The sequence below is a fragment of the Paenibacillus sp. PvR133 genome, assembly GCF_017833155.1.
Lineage (GTDB): Bacteria > Bacillota > Bacilli > Paenibacillales > Paenibacillaceae > Paenibacillus > Paenibacillus polymyxa_B.
This window is the reverse complement of the sequence record NZ_JAFIBS010000001.1, coordinates 169862-184006: the sequence shown is the minus strand read 5'-3', so window position 1 is coordinate 184006 and position 14145 is coordinate 169862. Positions and strand designations below refer to the sequence as shown.

The window sequence follows — 14145 nt, the reverse complement described above, 5'->3', positions numbered from 1 at the left end:
TTCGTTATCTTCGGACAGGGGTTCGACTCCCCTCGCCTCCATTTAAAAAACCCGCTCACTGAGTGAAGTGCACCCCTTAGAATAGACATTGGAATAAACCCCTAGTTTATCCGATGAAATCTAGGGGGTGCATTTTTTATGCCAGCGAAAAAAGGAACAAAGTTTAATGAGTATACGTTTGAAACCAAGGTAGAGGCTATACGACTCCATATCGAAGAAGGTTGGACGTATCGTAGACTCATGGAGAAGTTTGGGATCGCAGATCGACATATTTAAGGGATTCTGGCGTGCCTGATGTTTTAGTTCTAGTTTTCGTTAAACTGATTAAGTGTAAGTGTGGGTATGGAAGACATGCGAGGGATGGAAATAATCCGGATGCCAGTATTTTTGATGAGCAGGATGATGTGTACACTAATCAAGAGGTTGAAAGCATGCTTGGTTTTGAGATAGAAGCTTTCTCGGAATTTGCGGAGAAATATGAAGAAAGTATCTCTGAAAAAGATTTGTTGAAATTTCGGGATGTCCTCAGAAAGCAACCAATGCTGGCGTTTAAGAATAAGACAGGAGCAGCCATATACAATGTTCTAAAAAAACATTACGATGCTGGAGAGTACGACATATTAAAAGCTTCAGAAGTAAAGCTATTTAGAGGTAGAACAAGAGCAGTGGACTCCAGTAAGGCTTACACAGTTGAGGAGTTGTGGATAGCTCTGCTAGGCAAGCCTTCACATGGTCGGTATAACTCTATTGGTGTACCTGTACTGTATGTAACGAATCAAGAACGCGCCATTCCTTATGAGATTAATCCTTCACATGATCAACTTATTGATATCGCTACTTTTGATATTCTCAAGAAGAAACTAAAACTGTTTAACTTGGGGGCGTTTGATTCGAACTTCGAAGTTTTTTTAGCGAAGTTAATGAAGATACGAATATCGTAAAAACAGCATATTTATTACCCAATTATATTGGAGCATGTTGTAATGAGTTCTGGCGGATCATTATCAGTGAGTCCAGCACACGCAATTGGTAATTTCGGTTGTTTCCTATGTTCTATGCCATTCCAATAATAATTCGCTGGGTTTTTGAGACATTGGAGCTTGCCATGCAATCCGAACCGAAGGGGCGTCCACTGCTCACGGCGACCGTGGATATCAGTATACTTCTTTGAAATTTAAGGAGAGGTTAGACGAATCGAGGCTGGAACAAGGCATGTCCCGAGTGAGCTGTTGTATTGATAACGGGCCGATGGAGTCCTTCTGGGGGATATTGAAATGTGAGAAGTACTACCTGCATAGTTACCGAACCTTTGAAGAACTCCAACGGAGTACATCCATTTTTACAATAACGAACGATTACAGGCCAAACCAAACGGCCTCAGTCCGTGGAATTCAGGACCAAGGTCGCTTAAATATCTCTTATTATTTATACTGTCTACTAGACGGGGGGCAGTTGAAATTGTATTGAAACCAGAAATATGGCATGACACATCGAAATATTTAAAGTAATTTGTCAATAATATACTCCAGACTTGGAACAGACATATCTTTGTATGGTTATATACTCATACCTTCATCAGAACGATAGATATTGACAGGCTGCACTTGTATATAAAGAAAAGAGAACAACAGGGGAAGGTTACCTGTTTCCCACTTTGCTTGCTTTGGTGTGTATATACCAAGTATTCATATTTTTTATAGAGGTAATTTATGCGTGTAATGTTCTGTTTGCGGATCAAAGATAAAGCCTAATGAATGATAAAAAGCTCTTCCTTCATTTGTTAATGTTCTTAAGACCAGTATTTTAAAATATTGTCTGGCGTGGGTGATAATATACTCCACTAACTTACGGCCAACTCCATGGCGTCTGTAAACAGGTGATACATAAACTCTGCGTAAACGCGATACATACTTATCATTTAGGAAAGGATCTTGATTCAACCCACATATGCCAATCAACTTTTCTGAATGATATGCACCGATTAGTAGTTCGCCTTTTTTATCAAAACGGTTAATGTTATGTTTGTATTCTTCAGTTAACCGTCTTAAATAGGAAAAACCCTCTAATTCACTTGATTTTACCAAAGGTAGAATTTCTGAATCGACTAAACAGTGTATGATTTTGATTTCAATAACTTTTAGCATCACTATACCTCCTTGTAGCATTTTAACTTAAGAAAAAAAGGCAATTAATATAAGTGTAGCTTATCAATACGGTGAACGGCTTCTTCAAGAAGTTTGTCCGAGCTCACAAGACTGAATCGAACAAAACCCTCACCCGAATTGCCAAAACCAGAACCCGGAACAGTTACCACATGAGCTTGGTTTAGCAATATCTCACTAAAATGCATAGAAGAGAATCCTTTAGGTGTAGGGATCCAGCAAAAAAAAGACCCTTTTGAAGGGATTGCTTCACAATTGATGCTATGAAGAGCATTATAAAATACATCTCTTCTTGTTTGATAAAGGGATACTAAATCTTTTACACAATCTTGTGAGCCGAGCAGTGCCTCACAAGCTGCTTTTTGAATAGGTCCAAAAATTCCACAATATTGGTGGTTCTGAAATTTATTTATCATGTTTATAATTTTGGAGTTTCCTATTATAAATCCTATTCTCCAGCCAGCCATATTGTATATTTTAGAGAGTGTATATATTTCAACTCCTACTTTCTTGGCACGGGGATGCTTAAGAAAACTCTCAGGCTTCAGTCCGTCGAAGACAATGGGACCATAGGCAAAATCACTGGCAATCACGATATTATGATAGAGTGCAAATTCTATCAACCTGTCGTAGAATTCTGAAGTTGCTACAGCTCCTGTCGGATTATTCGGATAATTCACAAACATTAGTTTACTTCGCCTTGCTTGCTCGTATGAAATAAGATCTAAATTCGGCAAATAATTTGAATTTTTATCTAGTGGCAATGAAATCATTTCTCCACCTGTTAGATCAATTCCTGACCAATAGTCAGTATATCCTGGATCTGGAACTATGCATGCATCTCCTTGATTTAGCAGGCACTGACAGAGTTCTATGATCCCGGTTTTCCCTCCGGGGATCACTGCTATTTCATTTTCTGGATCTAAATGAACTTTGTAATCTTCCCAATATCGTTTTGCAACAGCTTGTTTCAAAAAGAAATAGCCTTCAAAGGGCGGATACCGATGATTTTCACTCAATTCAGCTTCTTCCTGGAGTTTTCTCACAATATGTGTAGGCGTTGGGAGGTCATGATTTCCCGTACTCAGATTAATTATATCCGCGCCACTTTCTTTCATAGTCGTGGCATTTCGTATAATCTGCTGAAAAAAATGGACGGGTAGTCTTTCGAATGCATTGGAAGGTACTATTTTGAATTCACTTTTGGTCCTCATCACTGTAATACCTTATCCTTGATAATTAGCGGCGCACTCTGCAATTGAAGAGCAACCTCAATAATTGTATCTTCCTGACCAGCGACGACTTTCCTTTTGCCAAGTTCCAGGAAAAGCTCTAGCGGATTAACGTGATACTCTTCGGCAGCTCTTTCAATTGGTTTTAAGAATGTGGATACGACACCGGAAATTCCACACATTATAGCATTTGGGGCAATCAGCGGGTGCTCAATTTCTAGGATTTTACGCAATTCGGGAATGCGTTCAATCAACAGATTGCTGTTAATACCTGTAGTGTATTTCATTTTATCCAGTAGCATAACTAATAACTCTATTTGGGTGTTGCCTGCACCAGCACCATATCCTAGAAGTGTTCCATCTATGATTGAAGCTCCTGATTCAATTGCTGCAAGAGAGTTAGCGATGGCCAAACCAAGATTGTTATGGGCATGAAAGCCAACAGGAATGTTTAGCTGGGAGGAAAGCAGTGAAATTCTTTGCTTCACTTCATCCGGTAACAGAGCACCCGCTGAATCCATTAGAACAATCCCATACGCTCCGTAAGACTCCATCTTATGCGCTTCCTGAAGTAGTCTTTCCGGTTGAGCCATATGGCTCATCATCAGCACTCCGTAAACTTCGGAATTTCTCTTTCTTACAAATTCAATATGTTTCTGAGTAACATTTGCTTCGGTACAATGTGAAGCGATTCGAAAAATATCAACGCCTGCTTCGAATGCTGGTTCCAAATCTTTATGAATAGTTGCAAATCCAGGTATGACATGCACTGCTAGTTTAGAAGTAGTTAGCATAGCGCGTGCTGCTGTCAGCATTTCATAATCAGAAGTTAATGATTCTCCTAATTGTAAAGAAGAGGCCCCAATACCACAGCCATGCCCTACTTCAACTACAGGAATACCAATAGAATTTGCAGCTTTGCAGTATTCTTCAATTTGAAATGGGTTAAACCGATGACTGTTAGCATGTGAGCCGTCGCGTAATGTGGGATCATAGACAGTAACATTCATTGACCAACCACCTCGCTTCTATAAGAATTGAGTACATATTCTTCAGCTATTTTGATTGCCGCACAATTAATAATATCTAGATTGCCGGAATAGGAAGGGAGAAAATCTCCCGAACCTTGAACCGAGGCCATCAATACTATTCGCTCATTATCAATTACAGGAGGAGATATGATACGGTATCCACTTGCGTACTCTTGGATTTTGGCTACCATAGTTTGGACTTCCTGATTAAGTTTGTCCAAATGGTAATCTTTAACTTTAGCAAAAACTGTAGTTTGCATATTAATCGCAGGAGAAGCCGGATTAAGAATTAGAATAGCTTTGACTTTAGTGCAGCCCGTAAAATATTTTAACGCCTGTTCTGTCGTTTCGATATATTCATCTAAATTTGAACGAGTAGCATTACCTGCACTTAAAGAAGAAATAGTTGTAACTACTTCTATATATTGAGTATTTTTGTGGGTTTCGCTGATTGCATAAGCCAAGGGAATCGACACTTGTCCCCCACACGTAATCAGTCCCACATTATTATGTAGAAGACTTTCAGCAGTGTTTAGGGCAGGAATACAAGGAAACCCGAGATTTGACGGAGTAATATCAATTATTTTTTTATTAAGGGCTTTTAAAATCGGGGCATGCTTGAAATGGTTTTCTGCCGAGCTTGCATCAAACACCAAGTTACAAGAAGAAGGATTCTCAATAATCTCCTGAATCCCCCTATGGGAGGTTTTTATACCAATCTCTTGAGCGGTTCTGAGACCATCGGATTCTGGGTTTCTGCCTATAAAGACACTGCATTCAAGATATGGCGACTTTATAATTTTCCTCAGTAGATCTGTACCTATTTTCCCACTACCAATTATTGCACATTTTAATTTTGGAAATGTAGTTAGCATAAGTTTCTCACGTCCTTTCAATAAACTGTAAATGGTTTCTGCGGGTCTAGCATTACATACCGACGTACTTGGAATAAAGCGATTTTGCTTGAGAAAGATCGCTTGTACCCTGAACTAGTACACGACCATCTTCAAAATATATCAACTGATATGAATCTACATGAAGCTTTACAAGAAACTTATTGTAATCAACAGTCCCCAGATGTCCAATTTTATTTGATAGTGCTTCTAAGTTTACCTTTTTAGGATTTGATGGAGTGATTTGAATGGTATTTCTACCGCAAAGAGAGGTGAAGTTATCATATGTTTTCGCTGGGTCTAGAAAATTAAATTGATGCTTTCCGCAACATGGACACTCTGGGTTTATTGGTCCAATCTCGAAATGTTCAACTTCATTATGCCAAATATCAAGATGTTGAATAAAAGAGCTAAGCATATGCTCATTAGCTGTCAGAATCTTCAGAGCCTCAGTGGCTTGATATGAAGCTACAATGTTTACTAAAGGTCCCAAAACCCCTGAAGTATCACAAGTTTCACCGTGGTTAAGATCAGAAGAATATTCATAAAGACAGCAAAAGCAAGGTGTAATATGAGGGCGGATCACAGAAAACATTCCGTTTGAGCTAACTGCACCGCCATAAATCCATGGCGTATTACTTTTTACGCATACATCATTAATGAGAAACCGTGTTAAGAAATTATCAGTTCCGTCCAATACGAGATCAAATCCATCCAAAAGTAATTCGGCATTACCGGAATTGATGTCAGCGACAACAGGATCTATTTTGACAGAGGAGTTAATTAAGTTTAGTTTGTTAAATGCTGCAACTGCCTTTGGCAAAAACTGCTCAACATCGGTTTCATCATAGAGCATCTGCCGTTGCAGATTACTGGTTTCAACGAAATCCCTGTCAATAATTCGAATGTACCCTACCCCCGATCGAACCATATGGTTGGCTAACACCGAGCCTAACGCCCCCAAGCCTACAATCGCTACTCGGCTACTCAAAAGCTTGCTCTGTCCTGATTTCCCAATAGGTGAAAATAGTGTTTGTCTTGAATACCTGTCCATAAAGCTACCTCCTAGTATCTTTTAAATGACAAGATGGTTCTACAAGAAGAAATGAAAAATTTCTGGAAATTTAGTATGGTAAAAATCCCCTCTCTATGATAAGCTAACTAAAAAAATACGTCAATCTACTATAAATGTTAAAAATTTTAAATTATTAAAAAATTTATAAGTGTAATATTTTAAGAGGATGGTTATTTATATGGAAATTATTTATTTAGATAATGCAGCTACGACCTGGCCTAAACCCCAGAGTGTAATTGATGCAGTTCATGGACATCTCTTATACGGCGTTAATCCTGGAAGAGGAAACTACAAAATGTCGGTAAAAACTGGGGATTTATTGTCTGAAACGAGAATTAAATTAGCAAAATTGTTTAATATAAACAATTATAATTCCATTATATTCACCTTAAATGCCACTCACGCTTTAAATCAGGCAATCCATGGTTATCTCAAGGCTGGTTCCCATATTATTACGACTACTCTTGAGCACAATTCTGTTAGACGTCCTCTGGAAAAATTGCGAAAAAGCGGACTGATTGAGATTACTTATATTTCTCCTGAGAAAGATTGGACATGGGATTTAGATAAATTTAAAGCTGAAATTAGAAAGGATACCGCACTTATTATCGTTTCCCATGTTTCTAATTTGACTGGGTCCATTACACCGATAGAGAAAATTGGTTCTCTATCTAAAGAATTTAATATTCCTTTTTTAGTGGATGCTTCGCAGTCTGCAGGGGTTATTAAGATAGATGTACAAAAAATGCATATTGATATGCTTGCCTTTCCTGGACACAAAGGTTTGTATGGCCCACAGGGAACTGGGGGGTTATACCTTAATCCGAAATTGAAGTTGGAACCATTAATGCAAGGGGGAACAGGTAATCATTCCGAAGATTCAGATCAGCCACAATTGTTGCCTTTCCGGTATGAGAGCGGTACACAAAATACTTTAGGTATCAGTGGACTTTTAGCGGGTGTGAATTTTGTAATGGAACATACGGTAGAGTACATATATGAGAAGGAGATGGAATTAGCCAAACTTCTAATTGGAGAATTGAAAAACATAAAACAAATAAAAGTATACGGTCCAGACGATTTACGAATGCGTACGGGAGTTATTTCCTTTAATGTGAATGGAATTGAGCCTATTTTGCTAGGGCAATTGCTTGATGAGCATTTTGGAATTGCTCTTAGAACAGGCTTCCATTGTACCCCATTAGCCCATCAAACAGCTGGTTCGTTCTCAACAGGTTCGCTTCGGGCTAGCTTTGGTTTTTATAATACGAAAGAAGACGTATATGCACTTGTGACTGCCTTAAAAGATATTATTGAAAGCTTCAATATTGTATGAAGTAGCTTAAAAGAAGTTTGGAAAGGAGGTGAGAAAGTTGGACATGATGAAGGTTGCTAATGTTATTTTTATGGATAAAATGGTGGAAAATGAAATATACTCACACTGCATTCGAAAGCTCAACTGTCATTATATGCCTGAAGAAACCATGGAACAGCAAGCTTTTGGATTGGTTGGAGGAAGGATAGACAATAATGTGCTTTCGGTACAAATGGTTATACCATTATGTGAAAATTTTCGCTATGACCAATCAATGCGAGATGATATGAATGAGGCGATAATAAACTATTCAATTCCTGCTGAACTTGCTGTCGAAGAACGTGCATGGACTGCATCTCCGAAAGAAGTGCAGAAGGCGTTGGCATTATTTGATAAGTACGACTTATCTTTAATCGGCTCGTATCACATGCATCATGAAAATTCGTGGAATGGAATTCAATCAAAAGAACTTCCGTCGAAGTTAGATGAATACTTGGCTCGTGATTCTGAAATGGTAATGTTTATTGTCTATATATCTGATACTGGAGAAGCAAAGGTGCGGGCATTTTATGAAGGTAAGCTTGGAGAAGAAATTAAGATTTTCCTTAAGTAATTTGAAAATGGGGGAGAAAAACTCGATGGAAATTACCGTTAAGTATTTAACTGCAGTGAAAAAAATAACAGGAATTTCTTCGGAAAAATTTAAAGCTCCAGTAAATTGTAATTTGGAAAATTTGTTTCTTGATCAAATATGTAGTAGTTATGGAGCATTCAAGGGTTATGTCGATAATATGTTAAACAGCAATGGAAAAATATTGTTTTTTTTGAATAACAATATTGTCAATGATTTGCGGGGAACGTTTTTGAACGACGGAGATGTGATTACTATTATGTCGCCTATTGCAGGTGGTTAATTTGTGAACCAGCATAATGAAAAAATTAGAGGGAGTGAGAAAGTTGAACAACCATAAAATCGAGTATGTTGATCTGAGAAGCGATACCGTTACTTCTCCAACTCAAGAAATGCGTCAAGAGATCTATATGGCTAGAGTTGGGGACCACGGATACGGTGAGGATGAAACGACCATTGAGCTGGAACAATATTGTGCCAGATTGTTTGGTAAAGAAGCTGCGCTCTTTATGCCTTCAGGTACAATGAGTGATCAGGTATCTATTCGATGTTGGACAGAATCAGGAGATGAAGTCATACTTGACCGGAGCTATCATATTAATTACTTCCAAGCAGGTCCATCAACTGATCTGGGGAAAATACTATTACATACGTGCGAAACAGAAGATGGAGTACTCGGAGTTGAACAGATTGATAATGCTATCACGCAAAGAATCCGAGGCAATTTATTTAGTAGGCCAGCTTTGATTTCCTTAGAAAATACAATTAACGGACATGGTGGACGTATCTTTCCTATAGAGGCTTTAAAGGATGTTTACAGCTATGCCCAGGCCAAAGGGATACCAGTGCATATAGACGGAGAACGATTCTTAAACGCTTGTGTGGCTACTAACATTCCTGTAAATGAATATGCCTCATTCTCTGATAGTATTTCTTGTTCATTTTCGAAGGGATTGGGTGCACCGTTTGGATCGATCATTATGGGGAAATCAGAGTTTATTGAAAAGGCAAAAAAATACCGCAGATGGTATGGAGGTAGTCTCCATCAATCGGGATTCATGGCTGGAGCTGCTTTGTATGCTATTACCAATAATATTTCTAGATTGAAAGAAGATCATGATCATGCAAAATTATTGGCAACTTTGATCCAGTCCAATTGTGAATGTGAGTTAGATATAGAGCCTCCAGAGACGAACATGATTATGCTGGATACGAGAAAATTAGGAATTAAAGCAGTTAACTTTGCAGAAAAATGTAAAGAAATGGGTGTTTTGGTCTACCCGTGGGCCCCATACACTATTCGGGCTGTAACCCACCTCGATATTAATACGGAAAAGATCAGACTGGCATCTAATGTAATTGCTAATTTATGTTCGCAAGCAATGCAACATAGCCAAACAGAAAGAAGATTACAAGGTGTTGAACTTTAAAATCCTATATTCGGCACACTTGCTTGGAATATTGTTTTTGGCATACTAATTAGTAGGATCGCGTTCTTTATGAGTATGCTGTTTATTTAAATTGATCATACTCAAATTAAAGGAATATCACCTCCAATGACAGGGCTAATTTTAGGCTCAAGTTCACTTGGAGGTGTAATAGTAAGTTTTTCTGCTGATAAGTCTATTCCTATAAGTCCTGGAACAAAAAATAATGTTGCTATCTTCATATTTGAAGAACCTATTCTGTCATGTGGAGCGCCTAAAAGATGACCATGATAATACAAAGCTATTTTCAAAGCGAATAAATCTAAATTTTCAAAATTAGAGATTAGTGATACAGAGATAAAAATTGTCATGATTCATACAAAAACTTAGGAATGACGGCCATGTAGTTGGTATAGTCCTTAAAAAAACAAATTTATGGTTATATCCCTATGGAGAATATGTTGTGAGGTAGATTATAAGTGTTAATGTAAACGGAGAAGATATTGTAAGTGTTGCAAATTTAGTGAAAAATGCACTTCAGAAAATTATAGTTACTGAGAGTGTGAGTAAGGGGGCGTAAGGTGATTAATAAATTTCTAACGATACGACCAATAACTTGGAATATCTTGATAGGAACTCTATTTAGCCGCATTGCATATTTTATGTGTATGCCATTTCTTGCTATTTATCTCACGTCAATAAAGGGAATTCCAGCAAGTGTAGCAGGGATAATTTTAGCGTCTAGTGCTTTGGTGGGAGTCATCACAAGCTTTTGGGGCGGTGTATTGACCGATCAATATGGTGCCAGAAAGATATTAATTAGTACAGCAGTGGTCTGGGCTTTAGTCTTTTTTTCATTTACGGTAGCAAGCAGCGCATTACAATTTTTTATAATAAATGTTTTAAATGGTATTTGTTATTCCATATTTGAGCCAGCAACGCGGAAGGTTTTATCTGACTATGCCAGTGAAGGAAATAAGCTAATGGTTTTTAATTTCCGATTGACGGCATTGAACTTGGGCGCCATTATAGGTCCAATACTCGGTATTGCTCTTGGCAAAAATTCGAGTATCCTGCCATTTGTGTTATTAGGCACTATGTATCTGCTATATGGCTTTTCGATTTTGTTGACATTGAAGGAAAATGGCACAGTAGAGAAGGGCACTCAAAAGAGTGAAGTCAAGCTAGTACCTGCCCTCAAGGTTATCTTTACAGATAAGGTGTTCATGTGGACTTTAGTGGGGACTATTTTTACATTTACTGGTTACTCGCATTTGACGTCAACACTCCCTCAATACTTTAGCGAACCCAGCATTTTTACGAAAGGTGTAGAGACATTTTCAATTTTGCTCTCTGTAAATGGATTTGTGGTGATTTTAATTCAATATCCTGTCGTTAACCTCATGAAGCGCTTTACACCCTTCATATCTATTGCATTAGGTAACGTACTAATCAGTTTAAGTTTAGTGATGTTTTCACTATCCCATCATTTTGTTTATTTGATTGCGACCATGGTGGTATTTACTGTAGGTGAGCTTTTGTTGGGGGCAATGATAGATTTTCTGATTGATGAGCTCGCTGTAGAGTCGCTAAAAGGCACCTATTTTGGTGCTATAAGTTTTATGAGGTTAGGTAATGCCCTAGGACCGATGCTCGGAGGCGTTGGTATCAGTGTTTTAGGATTTGGGAAATCAACCCTTCTATTTTCTATTCTTGCAGTAATTACATTATTTGGAGTTTTGGCTCTATTAGTATCAAGGAATTTGTATTTAAGAGAAAACGATATGAAGATAATGGAGGCTCTGAGGAAAAATGCATAGTAAAAAACGATTGTTTCTAGTGGGAATTGCACCAGATTTAACAAAAAGAGCTGTTTTGAGAGCAAAGCAAATGAATTATGAGGTTATAGTTGGTGAGACGCCTACAGAAATGCAGAAGAATAGGGCTCTGGTAGAGGCGGCAGATCAAGTTATTGAAGTTAATATTAATGATTTTAATGCTCTGTATTCTGTGGCAGAACAACTTCATCATGAGAAAAAAATTGATGGGATGTACACGTTTAGAGAATTTTCTTCTGAACCGACGGCTAAAGTGATTGAAAAGTTGGGATTGTATGGCTTGCCGTTTGACGTTGTAGAAGCCTGCAACGATAAATTTAAAACAAAGGCTAATTTTGAAAAGCAGGGTGTTTTATCTGCGAAGTATCAATTGTGCAGCACTTTAGAAGAAGTAGAGGACTTTTTTAAAAGTATAGCTGCACCTATCATAATTAAGCCTTTAAAAATGCAAGGAAGCTTAGGGGTATTTAAAATTACCAAAGAAGAAGAAATTCATCTTTTTTTTGAGCGTTGCAAAACAGAAGGCAATGACGGAGTTGTCTTAGCAGAAGAGTTTATTGAAGGGCAAGAGATTTCATTAGAGGTCGTCGTGTGTAATGGTAAAGTTTACGTTTTAGGCGTGACTGAAAAGTTATTATTCCCAGGGACATTCGTTGAGAGGGGGCATACCACAGCCTATGAATCAGAAGTGTTAGATGCTGAAGACTTCCAAAATATCGCTGAAAACATTGTAAAAGCTGCAAGTGTTTTTTTTGGTGCCATGTTTATAGAAGGATTTGTTACACCAAAAGGTTTTTATTGTGGTGAAATACACACACGTTACGGTGGAGATCAAATTAGCACAATTACAGAGTTAGGGAATAAGTATGATCTCATTACGCCTATTTTTTCAGAGCTTATGGGAGAAGTAGTTGAAGTTGTACCAGTGGGAGAGAGAGAGATTTCTGGGGCGAGATTTATTTCTGCAAAGCCAGGAAAGATTGTTGAAATAGAAGGTGTTGAAGCGATTAAACGGATGGACGGAGTACATTCTATCGATTTATATTGCCAAGTAGGAAATGTTGTAAATGAATTATGTTGGAATCGTGATCGATTAGGGTGTGTGGTTGCCAAAGCCCCATCTAGGGAGGCTCTTGAATCGATTTTTAATGATGTATTTAACGTTTTAAGAATTGAAACGGTTTAAAGGGGAAGAGAGGAGAGTTATTATGAAAAATATTTTAATTATTCATCTACCTAACCCAAGTCGAAAAATGCATTTTCAGCAGGCAAAGGTCTATGGTGCAACATTATATTTGATGATGGAAAACCCAACATGGGAACTTGAATATGTGGACCACGTCGTATGTGCCAACGTTAGAAAAATAGAAGAGGCGGTACAAAGCGCTAAGGCTTTATCGCAAAAAGTTGCCATAGATGGGGTTGTCACATTTGTAGAACATGCAGTGCCTACTGCAGCGGCAGTTGCTGAAGCGCTAGGTCTGCCTTTTATTTCTCAAGAAGCTGCCTATAAGTCGAGAAATAAATATGAAATGCGTCAGCAGTATGAAGCGTTTGGTATAAAGTGTCCCGAATATGCTCTTGTAGATAGCGTTGATGAAGCAAGAGCATTTACTAAGCAATCTGGGTATCCTGTTGTGGTTAAGCCAATAATAGGGGGCGGCAGCCTAGCTGTTCTTAAAATAAATAATGAAAAGGAATTGAGAGCGCATTTTGAAAGTATGAGGCTTTCAGTATGGGCGACTTTTAAGGAGGATGCGGTGTATCCTAAAGCGTGGGCAGTTTATGGTGGAAAGATACTTATCGAGGAATACATAAAAGGGATAGAAATTAGTGTCGAGTCATTAACTTATGAGGATGTGACTGAGGTATTGGCGATACACGATAAGCAAATGCCAGAAGAGTCCAATTTTTTTCCAGAGGTGATGTTTTCAACACCAACCTCCTTCCCTCAAAATATTGAAGAAAAAGTCATTCAGACGACTCAAATAGCCAATAAAGCGCTTGGAATTCATTGTGGTGCAACGCATACGGAATATAGAATTACCGATGATAATGAACTGTACATCATAGAAACAGGGGCGAGAATAGGGGGCGGACCTATCTTTTTATCCGTCCTGAACTCTACAAAGATTAATATGATACACAAAATTATGGATATCGCTCTAGGGATAAATCCTAAAATCAAAAAAATCCAACCAGACCCAATTGCTTTTTATCAACATTTCATTGATGCAGATGGGATTGTGGATGAGGTTGATGTTGTGGGTATTGAACGTATTCATCAAAACCCTAATCTCGTAGAGCTACATATTTATAGAACAAAAGGCGATCGAATTATTTCAGAAAGGCGAACCTTAGCGCATGCCCATGTTATTGCTAAAGGCGAGACGGTTGAATTGGCCTTAAAAAATGTGTGTGAGATGGCGCAAAATATTCATTTTAGACTTACAGACGGGTAAATATGAAAGGGTTGATGGGCGTATTCAAGGGAAAAGTGCTTGAATGTTGCGATTATAGGTACGGGCAATATAGGAGCGA

At 38.2% G+C, this 14145-nt stretch carries 15 protein-coding genes; 9 read left to right on the top strand and 6 right to left on the bottom strand.

Annotated features, from left to right (window positions below):
- Positions 1–138: 138 nt before the first annotated feature.
- Both JOE49_RS00810 and JOE49_RS00805 read left to right on the top strand, forming a co-directional pair.
- Positions 139–276 (top strand): hypothetical protein, encoded by a 138-nt coding sequence (locus tag JOE49_RS00810; RefSeq protein ID WP_209940425.1) that lies wholly within the window; start codon positions 139–141, stop codon positions 274–276.
- Between the two features lie 11 nt (positions 277–287).
- Entirely contained in the window at positions 288–941 is a 654-nt protein-coding gene (locus tag JOE49_RS00805) for a hypothetical protein (protein WP_209940424.1), read from the top strand.
- A 753-nt stretch (positions 942–1694) separates the two neighbouring features.
- On the opposite strand, the gene JOE49_RS00800 is transcribed toward JOE49_RS00805, so the two are convergent.
- From JOE49_RS00800 to JOE49_RS00780, 5 genes are read right to left on the bottom strand one after another with little or no spacing between them, the layout of a single operon-like run.
- Positions 1695–2144 (bottom strand): GNAT family N-acetyltransferase, encoded by a 450-nt coding sequence (locus JOE49_RS00800; RefSeq protein ID WP_209940423.1) that lies wholly within the window; start codon positions 2142–2144, stop codon positions 1695–1697.
- 44 nt (positions 2145–2188) lie between these two features.
- The gene (locus tag JOE49_RS00795) at positions 2189–3376 is read right to left on the bottom strand and encodes an aminotransferase class I/II-fold pyridoxal phosphate-dependent enzyme (protein ID WP_209943531.1); all 1188 of its coding nucleotides are present in this window, start codon (positions 3374–3376) and stop codon (positions 2189–2191) included.
- Positions 3376–4404 carry a 4-hydroxy-2-oxovalerate aldolase gene (gene dmpG / locus JOE49_RS00790; protein WP_209940422.1) on the bottom strand — a complete coding sequence of 343 codons (1029 nt, stop codon included), beginning with the start codon at positions 4402–4404 and terminating at the stop codon, positions 3376–3378. Before dmpG ends, JOE49_RS00795 begins: the two co-directional genes overlap by 1 nt.
- Positions 4401–5300 (bottom strand): acetaldehyde dehydrogenase (acetylating), encoded by a 900-nt coding sequence (locus tag JOE49_RS00785; RefSeq protein WP_209940421.1) that lies wholly within the window; start codon positions 5298–5300, stop codon positions 4401–4403. Before JOE49_RS00785 ends, dmpG begins: the two co-directional genes overlap by 4 nt.
- Positions 5301–5352: 52 nt before the next feature.
- Positions 5353–6372: a ThiF family adenylyltransferase gene (locus JOE49_RS00780; protein WP_209940420.1), complete on the bottom strand. Its 1020-nt coding sequence runs from the start codon at positions 6370–6372 to the stop codon at positions 5353–5355.
- Between the two features lie 199 nt (positions 6373–6571).
- Here JOE49_RS00780 and JOE49_RS00775 point away from each other — a divergent pair, with 199 nt between their 5' ends.
- Genes JOE49_RS00775 through JOE49_RS00760 form a run of 4 tightly spaced genes read left to right on the top strand, consistent with a single transcriptional unit; the run spans position 6572 to position 9769 of the window.
- Positions 6572–7729, top strand: coding sequence for an aminotransferase class V-fold PLP-dependent enzyme (locus JOE49_RS00775; protein WP_209940419.1), 1158 nt, complete (start codon positions 6572–6574; stop codon positions 7727–7729).
- 37 nt (positions 7730–7766) lie between these two features.
- A complete protein-coding gene (locus JOE49_RS00770; protein WP_209940418.1) occupies positions 7767–8321 on the top strand; it encodes an MPN domain-containing protein in 555 nt (184 codons plus the stop codon).
- 25 nt (positions 8322–8346) lie between these two features.
- Positions 8347–8622, top strand: a complete 276-nt coding sequence (locus JOE49_RS00765) for a MoaD/ThiS family protein (protein WP_209940417.1) — start codon at positions 8347–8349, stop codon at positions 8620–8622.
- Positions 8623–8665: 43 nt separating this feature from the next.
- Positions 8666–9769: a threonine aldolase family protein gene (locus tag JOE49_RS00760; protein WP_209940416.1), complete on the top strand. Its 1104-nt coding sequence runs from the start codon at positions 8666–8668 to the stop codon at positions 9767–9769.
- Between the two features lie 101 nt (positions 9770–9870).
- On the opposite strand, the gene JOE49_RS00755 is transcribed toward JOE49_RS00760, so the two are convergent.
- On the bottom strand, positions 9871–10137 hold the full coding sequence (locus JOE49_RS00755) for a hypothetical protein (RefSeq protein WP_209940415.1): 267 nt from the start codon (positions 10135–10137) through the stop codon (positions 9871–9873).
- A 210-nt stretch (positions 10138–10347) separates the two neighbouring features.
- Here JOE49_RS00755 and JOE49_RS00750 point away from each other — a divergent pair, with 210 nt between their 5' ends.
- The 3 genes from JOE49_RS00750 to JOE49_RS00740 are packed head-to-tail and all read left to right on the top strand — an operon-like array spanning position 10348 to position 14066.
- Positions 10348–11586 carry an MDR family MFS transporter gene (locus tag JOE49_RS00750; protein ID WP_209940414.1) on the top strand — a complete coding sequence of 413 codons (1239 nt, stop codon included), beginning with the start codon at positions 10348–10350 and terminating at the stop codon, positions 11584–11586.
- A complete protein-coding gene (locus JOE49_RS00745; protein ID WP_209940413.1) occupies positions 11579–12790 on the top strand; it encodes an ATP-grasp domain-containing protein in 1212 nt (403 codons plus the stop codon). The genes JOE49_RS00750 and JOE49_RS00745 overlap by 8 nt, the downstream gene beginning before the upstream one ends.
- Before the next feature lie 22 nt (positions 12791–12812).
- Positions 12813–14066 (top strand): ATP-grasp domain-containing protein, encoded by a 1254-nt coding sequence (locus tag JOE49_RS00740; protein WP_209940412.1) that lies wholly within the window; start codon positions 12813–12815, stop codon positions 14064–14066.
- Positions 14067–14145 lie beyond the last annotated feature (79 nt).

Bases quoted from the DNA above. Each gene is read 5' to 3' on its own strand.
- JOE49_RS00810 (WP_209940425.1), top strand. From the start codon at position 139: ATGCCAGCGAAAAAAGGAACAAAGTTTAATGAGTATACGTTTGAAACC.
- JOE49_RS00800 (WP_209940423.1), bottom strand. From the start codon at position 2,144: ATGCTAAAAGTTATTGAAATCAAAATCATACACTGTTTAGTCGATTCA.
- JOE49_RS00795 (WP_209943531.1), bottom strand. From the start codon at position 3,376: ATGAGGACCAAAAGTGAATTCAAAATAGTACCTTCCAATGCATTCGAA.
- dmpG (WP_209940422.1), bottom strand. From the start codon at position 4,404: ATGAATGTTACTGTCTATGATCCCACATTACGCGACGGCTCACATGCT.
- JOE49_RS00785 (WP_209940421.1), bottom strand. From the start codon at position 5,300: ATGCTAACTACATTTCCAAAATTAAAATGTGCAATAATTGGTAGTGGG.
- JOE49_RS00780 (WP_209940420.1), bottom strand. From the start codon at position 6,372: ATGGACAGGTATTCAAGACAAACACTATTTTCACCTATTGGGAAATCA.
- JOE49_RS00775 (WP_209940419.1), top strand. From the start codon at position 6,572: ATGGAAATTATTTATTTAGATAATGCAGCTACGACCTGGCCTAAACCC.
- JOE49_RS00765 (WP_209940417.1), top strand. From the start codon at position 8,347: ATGGAAATTACCGTTAAGTATTTAACTGCAGTGAAAAAAATAACAGGA.
- JOE49_RS00755 (WP_209940415.1), bottom strand. From the start codon at position 10,137: ATGACAATTTTTATCTCTGTATCACTAATCTCTAATTTTGAAAATTTA.
- JOE49_RS00745 (WP_209940413.1), top strand. From the start codon at position 11,579: ATGCATAGTAAAAAACGATTGTTTCTAGTGGGAATTGCACCAGATTTA.
- JOE49_RS00740 (WP_209940412.1), top strand. From the start codon at position 12,813: ATGAAAAATATTTTAATTATTCATCTACCTAACCCAAGTCGAAAAATG.